22 protein-coding genes are annotated in these 20,367 nt (G+C 64.0%); 7 read left to right on the plus strand and 15 right to left on the minus strand.

From position 1 onward, the window contains the following. Positions 1 to 99: 99 nt before the first annotated feature. A complete protein-coding gene (locus QUH67_RS30545) occupies positions 100 to 1,482 on the minus strand; it encodes a M20 family metallopeptidase (protein ID WP_300943204.1) in 1,383 nt (460 codons plus the stop codon). A gap of 184 nt (positions 1,483 to 1,666) precedes the next feature. Between QUH67_RS30545 and QUH67_RS30550 the strand changes: the two genes are divergently transcribed. Continuing rightward, positions 1,667 to 3,055 carry an LLM class flavin-dependent oxidoreductase gene (locus QUH67_RS30550; RefSeq protein ID WP_300943206.1) on the plus strand — a complete coding sequence of 463 codons (1,389 nt, stop codon included), beginning with the start codon at positions 1,667 to 1,669 and terminating at the stop codon, positions 3,053 to 3,055. Between the two features lie 95 nt (positions 3,056 to 3,150). On the opposite strand, the gene QUH67_RS30555 is transcribed toward QUH67_RS30550, so the two are convergent. From QUH67_RS30555 to QUH67_RS30565, 3 genes are all read right to left on the minus strand, one after another. Next, on the minus strand, positions 3,151 to 4,815 hold the full coding sequence (locus tag QUH67_RS30555; RefSeq protein WP_300943208.1) for a thiamine pyrophosphate-binding protein: 1,665 nt from the start codon (positions 4,813 to 4,815) through the stop codon (positions 3,151 to 3,153). 161 nt (positions 4,816 to 4,976) lie between these two features. After that, the gene (locus tag QUH67_RS30560) at positions 4,977 to 5,489 is read right to left on the minus strand and encodes a GFA family protein (protein ID WP_300943210.1); all 513 of its coding nucleotides are present in this window, start codon (positions 5,487 to 5,489) and stop codon (positions 4,977 to 4,979) included. A gap of 159 nt (positions 5,490 to 5,648) precedes the next feature. Next, positions 5,649 to 6,773 carry an alkene reductase gene (locus tag QUH67_RS30565; protein ID WP_300943213.1) on the minus strand — a complete coding sequence of 375 codons (1,125 nt, stop codon included), beginning with the start codon at positions 6,771 to 6,773 and terminating at the stop codon, positions 5,649 to 5,651. Positions 6,774 to 6,879: 106 nt separating this feature from the next. On the opposite strand from QUH67_RS30565, the gene QUH67_RS30570 reads away from it, so the two are divergent. Beyond that, positions 6,880 to 7,263 (plus strand): winged helix-turn-helix domain-containing protein, encoded by a 384-nt coding sequence (locus tag QUH67_RS30570; protein ID WP_300943215.1) that lies wholly within the window; start codon positions 6,880 to 6,882, stop codon positions 7,261 to 7,263. 328 nt (positions 7,264 to 7,591) lie between these two features. After that, complete coding sequence (locus QUH67_RS30575) at positions 7,592 to 8,443, plus strand: SDR family NAD(P)-dependent oxidoreductase (RefSeq protein ID WP_300943217.1); 852 nt, start codon at positions 7,592 to 7,594, stop codon at positions 8,441 to 8,443. 55 nt (positions 8,444 to 8,498) lie between these two features. Here QUH67_RS30575 and QUH67_RS30580 read toward each other — a convergent pair whose 3' ends face one another. The 6 genes from QUH67_RS30580 to QUH67_RS30605 form a co-directional block, all read right to left on the minus strand. Beyond that, entirely contained in the window at positions 8,499 to 8,705 is a 207-nt protein-coding gene (locus QUH67_RS30580; RefSeq protein ID WP_028350436.1) for a hypothetical protein, read from the minus strand. A 92-nt stretch (positions 8,706 to 8,797) separates the two neighbouring features. Then, on the minus strand, positions 8,798 to 9,997 hold the full coding sequence (locus QUH67_RS30585; RefSeq protein WP_300943223.1) for a hypothetical protein: 1,200 nt from the start codon (positions 9,995 to 9,997) through the stop codon (positions 8,798 to 8,800). Continuing rightward, complete coding sequence (locus tag QUH67_RS30590; protein ID WP_300943225.1) at positions 9,994 to 11,055, minus strand: hypothetical protein; 1,062 nt, start codon at positions 11,053 to 11,055, stop codon at positions 9,994 to 9,996. The genes QUH67_RS30585 and QUH67_RS30590 overlap by 4 nt, the downstream gene beginning before the upstream one ends. Positions 11,056 to 11,423: 368 nt before the next feature. Then, a complete protein-coding gene (locus tag QUH67_RS30595) occupies positions 11,424 to 11,867 on the minus strand; it encodes a hypothetical protein (protein WP_300943227.1) in 444 nt (147 codons plus the stop codon). 206 nt (positions 11,868 to 12,073) lie between these two features. After that, complete coding sequence (locus QUH67_RS30600; RefSeq protein ID WP_300943229.1) at positions 12,074 to 12,349, minus strand: YiaA/YiaB family inner membrane protein; 276 nt, start codon at positions 12,347 to 12,349, stop codon at positions 12,074 to 12,076. 45 nt (positions 12,350 to 12,394) lie between these two features. Beyond that, on the minus strand, positions 12,395 to 13,090 hold the full coding sequence (locus tag QUH67_RS30605; RefSeq protein ID WP_300943231.1) for a PspA/IM30 family protein: 696 nt from the start codon (positions 13,088 to 13,090) through the stop codon (positions 12,395 to 12,397). A gap of 104 nt (positions 13,091 to 13,194) precedes the next feature. Here QUH67_RS30605 and QUH67_RS30610 point away from each other — a divergent pair, with 104 nt between their 5' ends. Continuing rightward, entirely contained in the window at positions 13,195 to 13,809 is a 615-nt protein-coding gene (locus tag QUH67_RS30610; protein ID WP_300943233.1) for a TetR/AcrR family transcriptional regulator, read from the plus strand. A 26-nt stretch (positions 13,810 to 13,835) separates the two neighbouring features. Here the strand turns inward: QUH67_RS30610 and QUH67_RS30615 are convergent, their stop codons facing one another. Genes QUH67_RS30615 through QUH67_RS30630 form a run of 4 tightly spaced genes read right to left on the minus strand, consistent with a single transcriptional unit; the run spans position 13,836 to position 17,483 of the window. Next, the gene (locus QUH67_RS30615) at positions 13,836 to 14,810 is read right to left on the minus strand and encodes a quinone oxidoreductase family protein (RefSeq protein WP_300943235.1); all 975 of its coding nucleotides are present in this window, start codon (positions 14,808 to 14,810) and stop codon (positions 13,836 to 13,838) included. 43 nt (positions 14,811 to 14,853) lie between these two features. Further along, positions 14,854 to 15,267 (minus strand): Rieske (2Fe-2S) protein, encoded by a 414-nt coding sequence (locus QUH67_RS30620; protein ID WP_300943237.1) that lies wholly within the window; start codon positions 15,265 to 15,267, stop codon positions 14,854 to 14,856. A 16-nt stretch (positions 15,268 to 15,283) separates the two neighbouring features. Beyond that, a complete protein-coding gene (locus QUH67_RS30625) occupies positions 15,284 to 16,396 on the minus strand; it encodes an amidohydrolase family protein (protein WP_300943239.1) in 1,113 nt (370 codons plus the stop codon). A 25-nt stretch (positions 16,397 to 16,421) separates the two neighbouring features. Beyond that, positions 16,422 to 17,483 (minus strand): amidohydrolase family protein, encoded by a 1,062-nt coding sequence (locus QUH67_RS30630; protein ID WP_300943241.1) that lies wholly within the window; start codon positions 17,481 to 17,483, stop codon positions 16,422 to 16,424. Positions 17,484 to 17,833: 350 nt separating this feature from the next. Between QUH67_RS30630 and QUH67_RS30635 the strand changes: the two genes are divergently transcribed. Next, complete coding sequence (locus QUH67_RS30635; protein WP_320416109.1) at positions 17,834 to 18,325, plus strand: hypothetical protein; 492 nt, start codon at positions 17,834 to 17,836, stop codon at positions 18,323 to 18,325. A 130-nt stretch (positions 18,326 to 18,455) separates the two neighbouring features. On the opposite strand, the gene QUH67_RS30640 is transcribed toward QUH67_RS30635, so the two are convergent. Continuing rightward, positions 18,456 to 18,959, minus strand: coding sequence for a fasciclin domain-containing protein (locus tag QUH67_RS30640; protein WP_300943243.1), 504 nt, complete (start codon positions 18,957 to 18,959; stop codon positions 18,456 to 18,458). A 280-nt stretch (positions 18,960 to 19,239) separates the two neighbouring features. On the opposite strand from QUH67_RS30640, the gene QUH67_RS30645 reads away from it, so the two are divergent. Together QUH67_RS30645 and QUH67_RS30650 are read left to right on the plus strand one after the other, a co-directional pair. Further along, complete coding sequence (locus tag QUH67_RS30645) at positions 19,240 to 19,404, plus strand: hypothetical protein (protein ID WP_300943244.1); 165 nt, start codon at positions 19,240 to 19,242, stop codon at positions 19,402 to 19,404. 190 nt (positions 19,405 to 19,594) lie between these two features. Continuing rightward, a complete protein-coding gene (locus QUH67_RS30650; RefSeq protein ID WP_300948229.1) occupies positions 19,595 to 20,356 on the plus strand; it encodes an outer membrane protein in 762 nt (253 codons plus the stop codon). Positions 20,357 to 20,367 lie beyond the last annotated feature (11 nt).

Below are 20,367 nucleotides of genomic sequence, written 5' to 3' on the forward strand. Positions count from 1 at the left end.
GTGTGCAATCGATAGACCTGTACCCCCTCACCCGGAGCGCTTCGCGCTCCGACCTCTCCCCGCAAGCGGGGCGAGGTTAAGCCAGCGGCAACCTTCAACTCAGAACGCTCTCTTCTCGCCGAGGTCCCAGAACACGCCCGCCATGATGGCAAGCGCCTCCTCCGTCACCGGCAACAGGATATGCTCGTCCGGCGCATGCTGCGAACAGCCAGGATAGGAATGCGGCACCCAGATCGTGGGCAGCCCCAGCCCTTCGGCGAACACGTCGTTGGGCAGCGAACCACCAAAGTTCGGCAGGATCGCCGGCGCCTTGCCGGTGGTGTTGCGGATCGAGTCCGCCGTCCAGTTCACCCAGGGGCTATCGACATCGGTGCGCGACGCGCCAAAGCGCTGCGCGCCGCTGACTTCCACCATCGGAAAGCCGTTGCTGTGCAGATAGGCGCGCACGGCATCGATCACTTCTTCATATCGGGTGCCGACGACGAAGCGAAGCTGCAGCACGGCATTGGCGCGGCCGGGAATGGCGTTGGCGGGCTTTTCGATATTGCCCGACGACATCGCCAGCACTTCCAGCGTATTCCATGCGAACAGCCGCTCGGCCGGCGTCAGCCCCTCCTCGCCCCAGTCTTCCGCCAGCTGCGGCTCGTCGGCGGTCGGCTCGATCCTCACGTCCGCGAGCGCGGCACGGACCGCGTTCGAGATCCGCGGCGGCTTCAGCGCGTCGAGCTTCATCCGCCCCTTGCCGTCGACCAGGCTCGCGATGGCGTTGCACAGGATCGTCGCAGGATTGGCGAGCACGCCGCCCCAATTGCCGGAATGGTTGCCGCCCTCGCGCAGATTGACATCGAGATGGATGCGGTTGCCGCCGCGGCAGCCGAGGAAGATGGTCGGGCGGGCGGCCGAGAGCCGCGGCCCGTCGGAGGCGATGAACAGGTCCGCCTTCAGTTCCTCGCGATGGGCCTCGCACACCTGGCGCAGATCGGGCGAGCCGATTTCCTCGCCGGTCTCGATGATGAATTTCACGTTGAAGCCGAGCTTGCCGCCGCGGGTCTCGCGCACGGCGCGCAGCGCTGCGAGGTTGATGCTGTGCTGGCCCTTGTTGTCGGCGGTGCCGCGGCCATACGCGCGCTCGCCCTTGGTCGTGATGGTCCAGGGATCGAGATTGTCGCGCCACTCGCCCTCCATGCCGTCGACGACGTCGCCATGGCCGTAGGTCAGCAGCGTCGGCAGCGAGGCATCCTCGCGATAGTCGGCGAACAGATACGGCCCGGCGCCAGTCGGCGATTCAATCAGGCGGGTGGTGAAATCGAGCGCGGCGAAGGCAGGTTGCAAATCCTCGACGAGATAGGCGCGCAACGCCGCGCCGCTGTCCGGGTTCTGGCTCGCGGTGCGGTAGCCGACCCTGCGGCCGAGTTCGGCGAGAAACGCGCCGGAATTGAAGTGTTCGCGCACCCGCGCAATCGCGTCGGCTCGATCAGCCATATTTTTCTTCCTTGTTTGTCACTAGGTGGCGCGCAACCTATCGGGATACGCCGCCCGCTGGAAGTGGCATTGCCCGCGCAATAAAGCTTGCTAAAAGCAGCGTGGGTGCAACAAATTCAGGCAACTGCCCGGCGTTCAACCGGGCGATGGTGCGAGGCTCCCGCGCACATCCGAGGTTCGTTTCATGACCAAAGAAATCCGGCTCAACGCCTTCGCCATGAACTGCGTGGCGCATCAATCGCCGGGGCTGTGGACCCATCCGCGCGACCGCACGCTGGGCTACAACCGCCTGCCCTACTGGCTCGATCTCGCGAAGACGTTGGAGCGCGGCCGGTTCGACGGGCTGTTTCTGGCGGACGTGCTCGGCGTCTATGACGTGTACGGCGACAGCCCGGACGCAGCACTGCGCAATGCCGCACAGACGCCGGCGAACGAGCCGTTGATGCTGATCCCGGCGATGGCGGCGGTAACGAAAAATCTCGGCTTCGGTGTCACCAGCAATCTCTCGTTCGAGCCGCCCTACCCGTTCGCACGACGGATGTCGACGCTCGATCACCTCACCGAGGGCCGCGTCGGCTGGAACGTGGTGACGGGCTATCTCGACAGCGCCGCGCGCGGCGCCGGCAAGGACAAGCAGACCGCGCATGACGACCGCTACGAGATCGCCGACGAATATATGGAGTTGGTCTACAAGCTCTGGGAAGGCAGCTGGGAGGACGGCGCCGTGCTGCGCGACCGCGCCCGCGGCATTTTTGCCGATCCGTCGAAAGTGCATCGCATTGAACACGAGGGAAACAACTATCGGCTCAACGCCATCCATCTTAGCGAGCCGTCGCCGCAGCGGACGCCGGTGTTGTACCAGGCCGGCACCTCGCCGCGCGGACGGCAGTTCGCGGCTCAGCATGCCGAATGCGTGTTCATGTCGGGCCCGTCGGCCAAGATCATCGGCCCGCGCGTGGCGGCGATCCGCGCGGCTGCAAAGGAGATCGGGCGCAACCCGGCCGAGATCCTGATGTTCTCGATGATGACGATCATCCTCGGCTCCACCGAGGCCGAGGCGAAAGCGAAATACGCCGACTATCGCCGTCACATCGCACCCGAGGGCGCCTTGGCGCTGATGTCGGGCTGGATGGGCATCGACTTCTCGGGGTACGACCTCGACCAGCAGGTGCGCCATGTGCAGAACGATGCGGGACGCACCGCGCTCGACAACGTCACCCGCGCCGATCCGGACCGGGTATGGACCGTGCGCGAGGTGGTCGAACATGTCGGCATCGGCGGCGCCGGCCCGGTCGTGGTCGGCACCCCCGAAAAGGTCGCCGACGATATCGAGGCGTGGTTCGAGCAGACCGATGTCGACGGGCTCAACGTGGCGTTCGCCACCTCGCCCGGCGATTTCGAGGATATCGCCGATATGCTGGTGCCGGAGTTGACGAAGCGCGGGCGCTACAAGAGCGAATACGCCAAGGGGACGTTGCGGGAGAAGCTGTTCGGTGCCGGGCGGGCGCGGGTGGCGGAAGGGCATCCGGCGGCGAGTTATCGCGCAAAGGCAAGGGCGGCGGCGGCGGAATGAGGCTTGTAGCCCGGATGAGCAGAGCGACATCCGGGAAATCCTCTAACAGCGGCCCCGGATGTCGCTGCGCTCATCCGGGCTACAAGTAAACGTAATCAATTCACCGAATTGCTCACGACCACCTCGATCAGTTTCGCACCGGGCCGGCTGATCGCGGACGACAATACCGACTTCAACTCGCCGGGATCGGTCACCTTCGTCGCTTCCAGCCCCAGCGATTTCGCCAAGCCCGTGAAATCCACCGGCGGATCGATGAAATCCATGCCGACGTAATTGTCATCGCCATGGAAGGCGAGCAGGCGCTGCTTGATGATGCGGTAGCCGCCATTGTTGACGATCACGAATGTCAGCGGCAGCTTGTGGTTGGCCGCCGTCCACAACGCCTGGATCGAATACATCGAGCTGCCGTCGCCGGAATAACACACGACCGGCCGGGTCGGGTTGGCAAGACTGACGCCGACGGAGGCCGGCAGGCCCCAGCCGATGCCGCCGGAAGCCAGCGCATGATAGCCGTAGCGGTCGCGGTGCGGGCGCAGCGCGATCATTTGCCGCGACGAGGTCAAGCCTTCGTCGACCAGGATGGCGTTGTCGGGCATCGCCTCGACCACCTGCAGTGCCAGCCAGTCGGGATCGATCGGCGTGGTTTTGGCGTGTTTCGAGATCTGCTCGACCAGCGGCTTGCGCCGCGCCGCCCAATTCGTCGACGCCAGCGCGGCGAGACCCTCTTTCGCACGCGACTCCAGCGCGCGACCGCCTGCGGACTTCAGCGCGGGCACCAGCGCACGCAATGTCTCCCGCACATCGGCCTTCACCGCGACGTCGGCGCCGTAGTTCTTGGCGATCTCCCAGTCGACCAGGCCGACCTGGACGATCGACAGCCCGTCCGGCAACGGATCGATTTCGCTGTACACCGACATCCGCAACGGATCGCCGCCGAGCGCAATGATGAGGTCGTAGGGCGCCAGCGTGTCGCGCGCGATCTTCTGGATCCGCGCCAGCGGACCGACGAAGCACGGGCTTTCGGACAGGAATTGCGCGCCATAGGGCGTCGAGGACTGATACGCCGGGCAGCCCAGCGTTTCCGCCAGTTCGGCGGCTTCCTTCAGCGCGTCGCTCTTGACGATCTCGTCGCCGACGATGATGACCGGCCGCTCCGCCTTCAGGATGCGCGCGGTCAGCGCCTGCAGCGAGTCCTCCGACGGCCTGACGCGGGTGTCGATGCGGGTCGCGCGGCCGAGCTCGATACCGGCTTCGGCGTTGAGGATGTCGCCGGGCAGCGAGATGAACACCGGCCCGGTCGGCGGCGTGGTCGCGATCTTGGCGGCGCGGCGCACGATGCGCGGCAGATCCTCCAGCCGCGTCACTTCGACCGCCCATTTCACCAGCGGCTCGGCCATCCGCACCAGCGGGCCATAGAGCACCGGCTCGGTCAGGCCATGGCCCTGCTCCTGCTGGCCGGCGGTCAGGATCATCGGCGTGCCGGTGAAGCTGGCGTTGTAGAGCGAGCCCATCGCGTTGCCGAGGCCGGGCGCGACGTGGACGTTGCAGGCGACAAGCTTGCCGGAGGCGCGGCTGAACCCGTCGGCCATCGCGACCACGAGGCTTTCCTGCATCGCCATCACATAGGTGAGATCAGGATGCTCCTTCAGCGCGTGCATAATCGGCAGCTCGGTGGTCCCGGGATTGCCGAACAGATGCGTGACGCCCTCGTCTTTCAGCAATGCCAGGAATGCGGAGCGGCCGGTGATCTTGTTCTTCATCATTCCTCCTGCCCGCCGGTTCGTTGGCCGCGGGATGGGGCAGATGACCAAACTTGGCGCGTGGTGGCAATGGAGTGCGGGTTATGGCTGCTCTGCAGCTGCGCTTTTCCGTATTCCGGACGTGCCGCACGGCGATCGGGGCACGAGACTAGCGAACGCAGTTAAGCCATCCCCTCACGGTCCGCCCGCTTCTTCTTTTTCGAGCGCTGCCACACCACGCCGGGAAAACCCTTCAGCGGCACCAGCGGTTCGCCGGTCCAGGCCCATTCCTGCAGTTCCTCGATCGCGATGTGGTACAGCGGTTGCCGCCCGGTGCGGCCTGAAAACAGCGCTCGGGGGATGTTGACCATGTGCGGCGAACGCGGACGTTCGTAGGCGATCGGCGTGCCGCAGTTCGAACAGAAGCTTCGTGCGGTTTTGGTCGCCGCGTCCTCATAGCGCGCAAGGCTGGTCTTTCCTTTGGTGATACGAAAACGTTTGCGCCAGCTTCCGACATAGGTGGCATAAGCCGCGCCGTGCGCGCGGCGGCTTGAGGCGGAGTGATCGTGCCAGGCCCAGCGGGCCGGCACGTCGATCTCGAACGCGACCTTGCCGCACAGGCATTGGCCGGCCGCGGGTTTGCCCAGCGAGACGGCTTTTGTCTTCTTTTTCTCGAATTCCACTTCGGGGAACATATCTGCCGCCCTAACGTCGTTGCGCCGAACGTAGCAAAGCAATCGCCGTCATTCCGGGATGGTCCAAAGGACCAGACCCGGAATCCATTCACCGCATAACGCGCCGAGCGATGGATTCCGGGTTCGATGCTTCGCATCGCCCCGGAATGACGGACAAAATTACGCCTGCTCCAGCTCGTTGTACGCCGGATAATCCGTATATCCCGCCACGTCGCCGCCATAGAATGTCGCGCGGTTGTAGGGCGTGAGCGGAAAACCACGCTGCAGGCGACGCGGCAGGTCCGGATTTGAAATGAAGATGCGGCCGAACGCGATCGCATCGGCATGGCCATCCCGGATTGCCGCGTCCGCGGTCTCGCCCGTGAAACCGCCGGCGGTGATCAACACGCCTTTCCAGATCGGGCGGAACAGGACCATGGCCGACGGCACGTTCTGGTGGTTGACCTCGGCACGCCCGGCGCCCGAGGAGCGCGGCTCGATGAAATGCAGATAGGCGAGACCGAGCGGATTGAGCTGCTCGACGACATAGGTGTAGAGCGGCATCGGGTCCGGTTCGCCGCTGCCATTGGCGACGCCATAGGGCGACAGCCGCACGCCGACGCGATCGGCGCCCCAGACCTCCACCACGGCTTTCGTCACCTCCATCAGGAAGCGCACCCGGTTCGGGATCGAGCCGCCATATTGATCGGTGCGCAGGTTGGTATGGGACTGCAGGAACTGCTCGATCAGGTAGCCGTTGGCACCGTGAATTTCGACGCCGTCGAAGCCGGCCTGGAGCGCATTCTTCGCCGCCTGCCGGTAGGCTTCAACGACGCTGGCCACTTCGGCGGTTTCCAGCGCCCGCGGCGTTTCGTATGAAACCGCCTTGCCGTCGGCCGTACCTGTTTTCAGATCGGCGATCGGGACCGCCGAGGGCGCCGCCGGCAACACCCCGCCCGGCTGGAACGAGGAATGCGAGACGCGGCCGACGTGCCAGAGTTGCAGAAAAATGATTCCGCCCTTGGCGTGAACGGCGTCGACCACCTCGCGCCAGCCCGCGATCTGCTGCTCGGTATAGATGCCGGGGACGCCGGGGCTGCCGAAGGCGGTATCCATCACCGGCGAGGCCTCGGCGATCAGCAAGCCGCCCGGGGTGGTGCGCTGGGCGTAATATTCCGCGTTGAGCGGCCGCGGCGCCAGCGACGGCTTGGCCGCGCGCATCCGCGTCAACGGCGCCAGCGCCAGGCGATGCTCGAGCTGATACGGGCCGACCTTGAGCGGCGAAAACAGCGATGGATAATTCATGTCTCTTCCTAAACCCCGTGTTGATACGGATATGTAACTGCCTCAGCTTGTTCGTAAAAGGCCGCGGTGGCAATCTCGCCGCACGGTACAAGAAAGCAAGTCCTCCATGCCGAAATCGAACGCCAGCTCACTTCCTTCCCTGAGCGTCCGGATCGATCTGGCGGACGACGGACGCATCGGACCGGGAAAGATTGAACTGCTGGAGAGCATCGAGGCCTGCGGCTCGATCTCGGCGGCCGGCCGGGCGATGGAGATGTCCTACAAGCGCGCCTGGGATCTGGTCGACGAGATCAACCGGATCTGCCGCCAGGCCGCGGTGGAGCCGCAGACCGGCGGCAAGAACGGCGGCGGCGCGGTCCTGACGCCGTTCGGCGCGTCGCTGATCGCGCGCTACCGCAAGATCGAACGCAACGCCGCCACCGCCGCGCGCAAGGAGCTCGAGGCGCTGCGCAAGGATATCGGGCGGCCGAAGAAAGCCGCGCGCCGATAAGCGCTCCCGCCCGGTCCCTCGCCAGGTAACAATTCACCCAGACCGGCCGGCGCGCAGCGCCCTGGCGACATGGTCCGCCTTGCCGACATGGCTGGTCCAGACGCCTGAGCGAGACCGAACGTCGTGACGGCCATGCCTGCTTCTCCCGCATGTTCGATCGAAAATGTCGCCGCCCGTTATATTCGTATATCCATAACGATAGTACGGAACCGCAAAGCGGGCGAACGGGCTGTAACCGAAGCGAAGACCTGCCAAGTCCATCCGGGCATGGTAGGCTGGAGCCGTCGGCCTGCGAAACCATGCCCCCTATCTGTCCGGAGAATGAACCATGCCCCATCCTGCGATGTCACCCGATCATGTCGCCGTCATCACGGGAGGTGCTTCCGGCATCGGGCTTGCCGCCGCCACGCGCTTTGCCGGCCTCGGCATGAAAGTCTGCATTGCCGATATCGGTGAAGACCGGCTCGCGGAGGCTGCGGCCAGGCTTGCCTCCACTGCCAAGGGCGGCGCCGCCGATGTGATGACCGCGACCGTCGACGTCAGCCGCTTCGACGACCTCGCAGGACTCGAGGCCGCGGTGCAAAAGCGGTTCGGCGGCACCGACATCCTGATGAACAATGCCGGCATCGGGCCCGACAGCACCAGTTTTGGGCCGCTGGAGAACTGGCAACGCATCCTCGCGGTCAATCTGTGGGGCGTCATCCACGGTACGCAGGCCTTTGCGGCCCACATGATCGAGCGCGGACGGCCCGGCCTGATTATCAACACCGGCTCCAAGCAGGGCATCACGACGCCGCCGGGCAACCCCGCCTACAACGTCTCGAAGGCCGGCGTGAAGGCGCAGACCGAGGCGCTGCAGCACGAGTTGCGCAACATTCCGGGCTGCAAAATATCAGCGCATCTGATGATCCCCGGTCACGTCTTCACGCCGCTGACCGCGCGCGGCCGCACCGAGAAGCCGCCGGGCGCCTGGACGGCGGAGCAGACCGTCGACTTCATGATCGCGCGGATCGACGACGGCGACTTCTACATCCTGTGCCCGGACAATGACGTGCCGAGGGCGCTCGACGAACGGCGCATGCTGTGGGCCGCCGGAGATATCGTGGCAAACCGCCCCGCGCTGTCGCGCTGGCATCCGGATTATGCGGACGCGTTTGCGAAATTCGTGAAGGGGGAATAATTCGTAGGGTGGGCAAAGCGCAGCGTGCCCACCCTACAAACTAGGAACGCAAATCCTACAGCGTCACCTGCTTGTCGCCGCACTGCTTGCAGACGTATTTGACGCGGGTGGCGCCCTTTTCGGCCTGGACGCGGTTCGGCGCGCCGCATTTGCCGCACACCGCCTCGATCCTCGTGTTGCCCTGCTTGATGACGAGGGCTTTCTTTTCCATTGTCTCGCGGATCAGGCGCTCGGCCTCCTCGCGCATCGCTTGCTTCGACATCGGCCTGCCCCGTGATGAACCGTTACGGCGGCGGTCTTATCACACTCGCGATGCCGTTCGTAAGCCGGGCAAGAAAATTTGCGTGACGGGTGTCAGGCGGTCTCCGGCGTCAGCGCCAGCAGACGGCGCACCAGCGCCAACGCGGTTTCCGTGGCCGGATCGGCCGAAATGACGGGAACCGCGAGCGCGATGACGTCGATCGGATCGTGCGACAGCACGATGAGATGGGTCGCGTGGTTCGCGGCCAACAGCGACATCACGCGTTCGACGGCCGGATCGGACAATGTCCGGCCCCACGGCGCGGCGGCGCGGCGCAGTACGCGGACCTCGGACAGGAATTCGCGCAAGAGCGGCGGATCGTATGCCCGCAGTTCGTCCTCCCGATAGCGCCGCGCGCTCTCGAAGATCGGGTGACGCGCCAGTTCTGCGATCAGCGCGTCGCGCGTGGTCGCCGGCGACGCCGCGACCGAATTCAGCACACCCGGCACCTGGGCTTCGAAATGGGCGCGCAGCGCGTCCACCGCGAGGCCGATGGTGAGAACGCCCGCGATCGCGATGGCGCAAAACCGCATCACCTGCGCCGCATCGACGTCCGGCGCGACAAAGGCCGCGGCCATCCCGAGCAGCGCCGAACCCGACAGCCGCAATAGCGTCATCAGCAGCGCTTGACGCTGCGTCTCGGCGCCGCGCTCCGCGATCAGGATCGCGGTCACGACCAGCAGCGCCCCCAAGGCGCCGAGTCTCACCGGAATATCCGGCATCAGCACCCGGAAGTCGGTGAAGATAAAGGGGATCACGAGGACGGCGCCCACCGCAAGGCGTCCAATGCTGCGATTTTCGGACGCCATCAGCGTCGCCTGGTCGCGCGTTGCCAACAGCCACGCGCAGACGGCAAAGCCGACCAGCTGGAACAGGACGAGCAACACGGCATAGGGGGTGGCAAAACGTTCCGGCCCGATCGCGCCGGCGAGACCGAGCACGATGCCGCCGGTCAGAATGGCGATCTTGGCGGCGCACGGCGCATGACGCCGCAAAATCCCTTCGGTAACGAGCAAGGCGCCGAGCGGGATCAGCGCCGCCGGGATCATCGACCCATTGTCGAGCACGTCGCTGCCGCTCCACCACGCAATCCCGCGCATCAGGAACAAAAGCGCGATCAGGCCAAGCGCCATCACAAGCCGGCGCGTCAGCGGGCTCCTTGGGTCGCGCCGGTAGAGCGTGAGCATGGCGACGGCCAGGCCGATCGCGCCACACAGGTTCACGATGGAATCGGCGATCAGTCCCGGCGTCATGGGCTGTTCCCGTTTCGAGGGACGCGCGGTCGCAGGATGCCGAACGGCCGCGTGTCGTCCAGCCAGTGAACGGCGGGAAGCACCAGCCGCTGCAGCGCCAGCGCGGCGCCGGTTGCCAGCAGCGCCGGCAGCGATCCGGAGGGCACCTCGCTCAGGAGATATCGGCGCGCGCCGGCGAGATCGATACGGCCGATCTGAAGGACGTCGTCGCCCCGTTCGTAGTCGAGCTCGCGCGCGCAAAAGGAATTGTATTGCTCGTCGCGATGTTTTGGCGCGGCTTCGAACGTCTTCTTCAGCCCGTCGGATCCGCCGGTATAGGCGTTGGTGATGATGAATCCGGCTTCTTCAAAACCGGCTTCCGCACCGACCCCGAACACGGCGCGATGACGCGCCATGATGCCGCGCGCCAGTTGCAGATGTGCGAAGCTTCGGCGCGCGTCCGGATGCGGCGAGGGAAAGACATCCGAAAAGGTCTGACTGACCATGCCGACGACGGACGGCACCTGGGTGACGTTCGAAACCCATTTCTGACGCAAGCCATCTCGGGCGAACAGCACCAGCGCGGTCAGGCCGTAGAGCACCCAGGACAGCCCCCGCCCCCGCTCGTCAGGATCGACCATGACGAGGCCGAGATGGGTGACTTCCACAGGCTCGCCATCGAGTTCGACATCCATCACCGACAGCGCGTTGAAGGCGATCGGGCGCCCGGTGGCTTCCTCGGAGATCAGCGTGACGATGGCGCGCGCCAGCCGTTCACGGTCGCCGGAGAAAATGCCGTAGGCGAGGTTCTCCTCCGGCAATGTCCTGGCGGCGACGACGCGCAGTTGCGCGACCAGTTCACCGAGTTCAGCCTCGGAAAGCGAAAGGCCAGGGGTTTCGACGATGCGCGTGATCAGGCCGGCATGGGTGCGCAAGGTGAGATCGATGGTCGGCTGGCGCAGCGCCTTCAGCCAGAACACGCCATAGCCGCCCAAACGTCCCGCCGCGGCGCGGACCTTCCCCAGGGTCTGCACAAAGGCATGACGGATCGCCGAATTGCCGCTCGATAATGACGCCATGCCACTGCCCGCACTCGATCCGGATGTGTGCGCCAAGCCCGTTAACAAGCCTGTCAAGGAGTCATGAGTGCGGCGCGCTGCGGTGGCGGAAAGGTAAACGATATGTTGGCGGCGTCAAACTTGACGGGCCAACGGGAAACGGCGGATGCCGAAGCACCCGCCGTTCCTTCGCCAGCACGCGTCACAGGATTACGCGCTTGGAAACGAGGAAGATCTGGAAATCTTGCGACGGCGCGTCGTGCCGTAGCGTCCTCGAAGCCGTCCTCAGCCACCCGTGTTTCTACCGTCCCGGCTGTAAAAAAGCCATACCTCATCATCCTCAGGTTGCATCACGGTAAACGATACATTGAACGCCGATTTCAAATGATTCATGACAACGAAAAGCGGGTTCCCGCCAAGTGGAACCAGCCGCTTTTCCTCGATTTATCCGGCTCCCTGGTGGTGTCCTGCCGGCCGCTATAGTCATGCGACAACAACGAGCACGCGCCCATGACGCTGGCCCCGCCAATAGTCAGCGCCATCACCAGGGACGACGGCAGAAGGCTACTGAACACCGCGGCCTCGCCCGTGGCGATCGCGGCGCCGACAATCACACTCAGGTACACCCGCAAGGAGATCGGACAGGTGCGTGCCAAAAATCCATCGACGGCTGCAGCGGTCGCCGACATCGGCAAGGTGAGGATGGATAGCGCCGTTGCGCCGAACCAGGCGAAGCCGAAGAATTTCGTGCCAACCATGGCGAGACAGATCAGCAGGACCGTGAGGAACACGGCAACAGGCGCTAACACCAGGAATACGAGCGCTCTTTTCATGGAAATCATTCCTTTGCTATCTGCACTAGAGCCTTTTCGGTTCTGATTGAATCAGAACCGGGTTCTCGATTCTTGTTTTGACGCGTTTTCTTCACGCGAACCGGTATCCACTTCGCTCGAAAACGCTCTAATCCCGATGCCCCACTAGCCTGGACGGACGGCGGAGAGATTTTCCGCCGCCCGCCTCGCCAGCGCCGCGCCACAGGTTACGCGGCCTTGGAAACTTCCATCAGCAGCCGTTCGGCCTTGGCGTCCTCGATGCGGTTCACCAGCTTGCCGCTCTCGTGCATGTCGCGAATGGTCTTGGTCAGGGTGACGCAGGACTGGACCAGCATGACGATGCCCATCGCCAGATAGCCCTTGATCCAGAGATCGAGCGGCAGGAAGAACACGCCGACGGCGACCATGAAGGCCGAGGCGGCAAACGAAGCATAGGTAAAGGTAACCCAGCCGCCGCTGTGGGGTTGGACGTTCTGGTTCATGACAAAATCTCCTGTTTGATATGGGTTAATCGATCGACTTCAGTCTCAGGCAGCTTGCGTGCGTTTGGCGTTCAGCCGCGCGAGCACGTCGTCCGCGGTTGATTTCAGCCGGGGGCCGAAGCCCTGTTCGGCGAGTTTCTCGGCGGTCGCCAGCGGCCCGGTGGCGACATCGAGTTCGACCAGGGCGTCAGAGGCGGCCTGGGCCTCGATCTGCCGCTCGCGCAGCCGCCTCAGCGTGTTCTCCGCTTCCGGCAGCGTGGACTCGTAGGGACGCGCGGCTTCGATACCGCCCCTTCGAAGATTGCGCACCGCCTCCGCCGCGCGGGCGATGCGGCGGCCGCGATCGAGTGCGGTAATCCGCGCCTCGGCATTGGCGACCTGGCTCTTCATGCGCGTGATCTCGGAAGCAAACAGCGTCCGCGCGGTCATCGCGGCGTCGCGGTCGGCTTCGAGATTGGCGATCGCCTGCGCCGCCTCACGGGCGAGATCTTCCCGGCCGCCATCGAGGGCTGCGGTGGCGCGGACTTCGAGGTCGGCGATCCTGGCATTGGTGGCGTCGAGACGGCGGCCCTCCTGCTGGTCGCCGGCAATCGCCAGCGCCAGCGAGCGCTTGGAACGCTCGACGGCCGCACCCGCATCGCGCATCTGCTGGTCGAGGATCAGAAGCGCCGAGCGGTCTTCCAGTTCTTCCTCCACGGCAGCCACGCTGCCCCGGAAGAGCGTAAAAACAGTTTTGAACATCGTTGGCTCCATGTGCTATGAGCGTCGCTCATGAACGATCTGTAGCACCAACGTGAGCATTGCTCAAGTATTATTTTGAACATCGCTCAAGAAATTTGGATACGATGTCTAAGGCATTGATACGACGTGCAAAATTTCGCGAAGAACTGATCCTGGCAGCGGAACGGGCCATTGCTGCTGGCGGATTGGCCGCCCTGAAGACCCGAGAACTGGCCCGGGAGATCGGGGTCGCCAACGGCGCGGTCTACAATCTCGTCGAAGACGTCGACGAATTGATCCTGCGGGTGGGATCGCGGACGCTGGCGCGGCTGGATGCCGCCCTTACATCCGCCGAAAGCAATGGCCCGGCCTCGCCTCGGGAAACGCTCGTCCGGATTGCGCTGGCCTATTGCAACTTCGCCGCCGAAAATCTCGAACTATGGCGCGCACTGTTCGAACACCGGATGGCGCCGGGCAAGCCGGTGCCGGAATGGGCAGTCGACGAACAGATGAACCTGTTCCGTCACATCTACCGTCCGCTCGCCGAACTGTTTCCGAAGCGAACGCCGGCCGATCTGGGCGTGACGGCGCGCAGCCTGTTCTCCGCCGTGCATGGCATGGTGCTGCTTGGCCTGGAGCAAAAGCTGATCGCGGTGCCGGTGATCGAACTGCGCAAGGAAATCGCGGTGATCGTCGGCGCGATGGTCGACGGGCTGACAGAGCAACGGCCGGTCCAATAGAGGACCAGCCGTTTCTCCGCACGACTTTACACCGTCAAGACCGTCGACCCCGTGGTCTTGCGCGCGGCAAGATCGGCATGGGCTTTGGCGGCGTCCTTGAGCGGATAGGTCTGATGGACCTCGATCTTGACCGCGCCTGACTTGACGACCTCGAACAGTTCGTTCGCCATCGCCACGAGGTTTTCACGGCTCGCCGCATAGGTATTGAGCGTGGGGCGGGTGACGAACAGCGAACCCTTCGCGGCCAGGAGACCGAGGTTGAGCGGCTCGACCGCGCCCGAGGACGCGCCGAACAGCGCCGCGACGCCAAGCGGCGCCAGACAGTCGAGCGATTTGAGGAAGGTGTCCTTGCCGACGGAATCATAGACCACCGGCACTTTCTTGCCGCCGGTGATCTCGTCGACGCGTTTGACGAAATCCTCGCGCGAATAGACGATGGTGTGGGCGCAGCCATGCGCCTTGGCCAGTTTCGCTTTTTCATCGCTGCCGACGGTGCCGATCACGGTGGCACCGAGATGCTTTGCCCATTGGCTGAGGATCAGGCCGACGCCGCCGGCCGCAGCATGCAGTAGGATGGTGTCGCCGGATTTGACGCGATAGGTCTGGCGGATCAGGTACTGCACCGTGAGGCCTTTCAGCATCATGGCGGCGGCGGTCTTGTCGTCGATGCCGTCGGGCAGCTTGAGCAGGCGATCGGCCGGGATCAAGCGCGCTTCGGCATAGGCGCCGATCGGCGCGCTGCCATAGGCGACGCGATCGCCCGCCTTGAGATCGGTCACGCCGGAGCCGACTTCCTCGACCACGCCGGCCGCCTCGCCGCCGAGCCCGCTCGGCAATTGCGACGGGTACAGCCCGGAGCGGTTGTAGATGTCGACAAAGTTCAGTCCGACGGCGGTGTGGCGGATACGCGCCTGCCCCGGCCCGGGCTTGCCGACCTCGACCTCTTCCCAGACCAGAACTTCAGGGCCGCCGGTTTTGTGAAAGCGGATGGCGTGCGTCATGGAATGCTCCTTCGGCTTGACTCAATCGGATGGAAACCGGCGTTTACGCCTCGACGATGACGTAGCTGTCTTCGACATGCACGGGGAATGTCTCGGCGACATAGGGCCCCTTGGCCAGCGTCTCGCCGTCCTCGATCACGACCGGATAGGTCCTGATCTTGACGCGCTGCGGATCGAACCAGGATTGGCCGTTGCGCATGTCAAACTCCCAGCCGTGCCAGGCACACCGCAGCAATTCGCCGACCCGCGAGCGTTCGTAGACGCCGGGCTCCTTCGACGTCAGCCGCGCCACGCAGGCTGCCTTTTCCAGCGGCGCACCTGCGTGCGGGCAGCGATTGAGCAACGCAAAGTACTCGCCATTGACATGAAACACGACGATGTCGCGGCCGTTGATTTCGACGACCTTGTTGCCGCCAGGCGGGATCTCCGACGTGCTCGCGATGATGTGCCGGGCCATGCTGTCTTTACTGCGGTCAGAACTTGTAGATTCCGCGCGCGTTGGTGTTGAAGATCTTGCGACGCTCGGCTTCGGTCAGCGGCGTCTTGAAGGCGTAGCGCGGATCGTCAAAGTCCCAGTGCGGGTAGTCCGACGAGAACAGCAGGCGGTCGACGCCGACCCACTCGATCAGCGAGCGCAGATGTTTTGCCTCGTCCGGCTCGTCGATCGGCTGGGTCGTGAACCAGAAATGCTGCTTCACATACTCCGACGGTTTCCGCTTGAGGTGCGGCACCTCGCTGCGGAAGGCTTCAAAGTGCCGGTCCATCCGCCAGGTGGTCGACGGGATCCAGCCAAAACCGCCTTCGATGAAGACGATCTTCAGGTCCGGAAAGCGCTCCGGCACACCTTCGAGCACCAGGCTCGTCAGTTGCGCAGCCATGGTGTGCGCGTTCGACTGGTGCTCCTCGACATAATAGGACGGCCAGCCGCTGCCGGTCGGCGAATGCCCGCCATAGCCCCCGACATGGATGCCCAGCGGCAGGCCGAGCTCCTGCGCGCGGGCGTAGATCGGCCAGTAGCGGCGGCGGCCGAGCGGCTCGTTGGCGCGCGGGCAGACATTGATCTGCACATAGCGGCCGATCCTGGCGCAACGTTCGATCTCGGCGATGGCGAATTGCGTGTCGTCCTGGCCGGCGAGGATCGAAGCCTTCAGCCGCGGATCGCGATCGGACCAGAAGGCGAGCTGCCAGTCGTTGATGGCACGCTGGATCGCGGCACCGAACTCGAGATTCTGCTGCGAGAAAATAAAGAGATCGAGCACCTGCAGAATGCCGTATTCGATATCGAGCGGATCGAGATACTGCTTGCGCATGAATTCGAGGTTGGAGCCCGGAGGTCCGCCGGTCGGCGGCCACGCGTCGCGGCGTGCGATCAGCGGCGAGGAGCGCGGATACGGCGTGGTGCCGATATACGGCGTGCGCAAATGGCTGCCATAGGTGCGCAGATGCTCCTGCCAGCGCTTCGGCATGAACTGCTCGATATCGGCATGCGAATGAATGCTCGGATGCACGTCGCAATCGATGATGCGCAGCCGGCTTTTGGCGGCTTCTTCCTCGGCGAGGATGGGGCGGTCGATGACGTCACTCATGCGATCCTCCTTGATGTGTTCCGGTTCATGCCGCGAGCTTCAGCCGCGGAAAGGTCTCTAACGGATTGTCGGCGCACATGCGCGAGGCGATGCTGGCCGGCAGATTCGGCGGCATCGGATCGTCGCCGTCGAACTGCCAGTGCGGATAGTCCGATGCAAACAGGAACATCTTGTCGGAGCCGATCTGCTCGATCACGTCGGCGACCCCTGCGGCATCCGGCGGGCCGTCGAACGGCTGCATGGTGACGCGGATATGGTCGCGGATGATCGCGGCCGGTTCGCGCTCGACCCACGGCACCTCGACGCGCACGCCGCGCCAGGTCTTGTTGGCGCGCCACATGAAGGCCGGCAGCCAGCTCACGCCGGATTCCATCAGCACGACCTTGAGGCCGGGGAATTTGCCGAACACGCCTTCGTAGACCAGGCTCAGGATCTGGGCCTGAAACGCCTGCGCTTCGGCCATGTAATATTCGTAGCGATAGGACGGCCAGCCGATCGAACTCGGCGCGGTGCGATAGGTGCTGCCGGCATGGATCGCCACCGGCAATTTGTGTTTTTCGGCGGCCTGCCACACCGGCCAGAAATGACGGCGGCCGAGAAGCGTCTCGCCCTGCGCCAGCACCAGCACGGACACAAATCGGTTGTCGCCCGCCCTGCGCTCGATTTCCTCCACCGCCAGATCGGGCGCCTGCATCGGCACCACGATCGAGGCGGAGAGCCGCGGATCCTTCGAAAGCCATTCCGCCGCGATCCAGTCGTTGATCGCCTTGCAGAAGCCGGCTGCCATGTAGGAATCGAACACCGCCTGCGCGCCATAGACGACGTTGCAGATCGCGTGGCTCGACCCGAGCTGGTCGAACGCGCCGCGCTGCACCATCTCGAGGTCACTGCCTGGCTTGCCCCTGGCGGGCCGCCAGTCGGCACGGCCGGAGAACGGCATGTTGGGCGGATAGGAATTGAGATCGAGGCCGTCGATGGCGCGGCTGACTACTTGTTCTTTCCAATGGTCGTCGAGATAGGGCAGCAGCGTGGTGCGCGTTCCGCCCACCGCGGGATGAATGTCGCAGTCGATCCGCGTGGCCGCCATGGGATTCCTCGGGCTTTTCATCTCGGCGATCTTGCTGTCGCGCCCGCAAATGTGCCGCCGATGCCGGCGCGGCGCAAGCACATAAGCGGAGGGCCGCCCTGCCCTGGATGCACGGCGGCGCAAGCTTCCATTCCCCCTGGTGTGAGAAGGTGGATCGACGGCGCGAAGCGACGGCGAGACGGTTGAGGGGTTTGTTTCCGCAGGTTTACTCGTTGAGAGAAACCCCTCGTCGGGCGCTGCGCGCCACCTTCTCCCACAAGGGGAGAAGGAAGAAGGCGCGGCGCGATTGACAGAGAAATTGAAGCACATCCAAATGTCCGCACCACGACTGCATCGATTTGGGGGATGAAATGCAAATGAAATCCGGCAGGCTGGCGGTTCTCGCGGCTTCGTTTCTGGCCGTCACTTCGTCCATCGCATCGGCCGCGCCGGCGACCGCCAACGGACCGGCTGCACTCGCACTGGCCGGCATCGTGGCGCTGTATTCGCCGCTATTGACCGCAGACGAGCGCGAAGCCGTCTCGGCATTCTTCGTCGGGCAAACCGGCGTGCGCTACGCGAGAAAAATTTCGGTGACCGCCGACAGGATCGTCTGCAAGGTCAGCAATGTCGACATCACCGCGCGATCCTGCGAACTGACCTTCAAGGGCGCGAAGCAGACCATCACCGGACGCCGCGCCAGCGAAATTTTTGCGACCGAAGCCATGGCCGGCGTTCCCGCCGACGGCGCCGCCGGATCGGTGTCCGAAAGCCTCTCGAAGCTCAGCTGCACGCTCGACCCCGCCGAGATCAGGCAAAAGGCCGGCGGGGGTGCGACATGCACCTTCGAGACGGGGAATTGAGCGTTCTATTCATTCTTATCCCCGGTCGAGACGTGTACCCTCGCAACGAACACATCAGCCCAGACAATAGCAATTCAACCCGGCCGAGATCGGCCGGGTTGTCGTAACGGTTCATCTGCCGAGGCAGGCCTTAATGATGGCTCTTCTTGGCCGGAGCCGGAGGCAGCAAGACCGTATCGATGACATGAATGACACCGTTCGATGCCTCGATGTCGGGCTGGATCACGTGGGCGTCGTTGACCCGCACGCCGAATGTGCCATTGACGTTCACCGGCAGCCCGGCAGCCGTCTTGACCTGCAGCGACTTGCCGGCCACATCGGCGGCTTTCACCCGGCCCGGCACCACATGGTATTTCAGGATGGTGGCAAGCTTGGCCTTGTTCTTGAGCAGAGACTCGACCGTTCCGGGTGGCAATTTGGCGAAGGCCGCATCGTTCGGGGCAAACACGGTGTAGGGCCCCTTGCCTTTCAGGGTCTTCACGAGCCCGGCAGCTTTTACCGCTGTGACCAGCGTCTTGAACGACCCTGCGGCGACTGCCGTATCGACGATATCGGCGGCGCGCGCAAAGGTCGGGGCGAACAGCGTAGCCACCAGTGCGGCACCGGCAACGAATGTACGAATTCCAGGAATCATTAGGGTTCTCCAGTTGAGGTCAAGCAGCGGCGACGTCGCTGTCAGCGAACGCAAAGAATGCCGGTTTGCCTTCCCTGAACGGGTCGAAATCGCGTGTAGATCACTTCAAGCGTTCGATGTGGCGTTTCGCCACGCCAATGCGACAAACAACCCGGTTGCCGTTCGCGGAGCGACTTCAGCGGTGCAGACAGACCATAAAAGTGATCCAAAGCTCGTTTCCCGGCGTTGACGACCTGGTCCGAGGTCTACGCCCGGAGCTTACGTCCAGCGGAGCAATGCTGTGATCCCTCAATTTGAAGACAAATGCCGGGAACTCGCCGGACATGTGCTGGCGAACCAGCGCGGATTGAACACGCCAAAATGCCGGGAGGAACTTGCCGCCTGCATCCAGCGCGCCATCGAAAATTATCTGGCATTTGAGAAGGGCAAGTCCCGCTACAGCTGACCGCAACGACGATGGAGGCCCGTGACGTGTTGCTCGCCCTCTGGGCCGCACGCCCTGTCCGAACGCAGGCCCAAGTTCCACCCAATATGGAACCCATCAAATCCGACCAGGGCCATCCTTGTGGCTTGCCGGTGACAGGATTTCGTCGCGATCAGGTCTAGTCTGCGATTATCGCAAAGGGGACGAAGACATGAAAAAACTCTTGATAATTGGAGCGACCGCCGCGCTCGTCAGCGGCTCGGCCAACGCAGCCGACATGGCCGCGCGGCCCTACACCAAGGCGCCGCCCGCGATTGCAGCGGTGTATGACTGGAGCGGCTTCTACATCGGCGCCAACGGTGGTTATGCGACAAGCCGGAACTGCTGGAACTTCGAAAGCTTCATCGGCGCGCCTTTCACCGCCGGCCAAGGCTGTCACGACGCGGACGGCGCCACGGCGGGTGGACAGATCGGTTATCGCTGGCAATCCGCCGCGTTCGTGTTCGGCCTGGAAGCTCAAGGCAACTGGGCGGACCTCAACGGTTCGAGCATCTCCTCGCCCGCTTTCGTCTTGGCGCCCGGTGACCTCACGATCAATTCCAGGCTGCGTGCGTTCGGCTTGTTCACCGGCCAGGTGGGCTACGCCTGGAACAACGTGTTGCTCTACGCGAAGGGCGGCGCCGCGGTGGTGGACAATCGCTTCTTTCACACCACCACGGTCGGCAACGTGCTGATCAATTCGTCGGACAACACGAATTGGGGGGCAACTGTGGGCGCCGGCCTCGAATTCGGGTTTGCCCCCAATTGGTCCATGGGCGTGGAATACAATCACATCTTCCTGGAGCGTGAGACATACAGCTTTGCCGCCGCTCCACTCGGCGTACCGACCACCAACAGCATCCGTCAGGATGTCGACATGGTCACCGCGCGCATCAACTATCGGTTCGGCGGCTCGGGAATCGGCCGGTACTGACGCTCCGCCGA

Source organism: Bradyrhizobium roseum (assembly GCF_030413175.1).
In the GTDB taxonomy this organism is placed as follows: domain Bacteria; phylum Pseudomonadota; class Alphaproteobacteria; order Rhizobiales; family Xanthobacteraceae; genus Bradyrhizobium; species Bradyrhizobium roseum.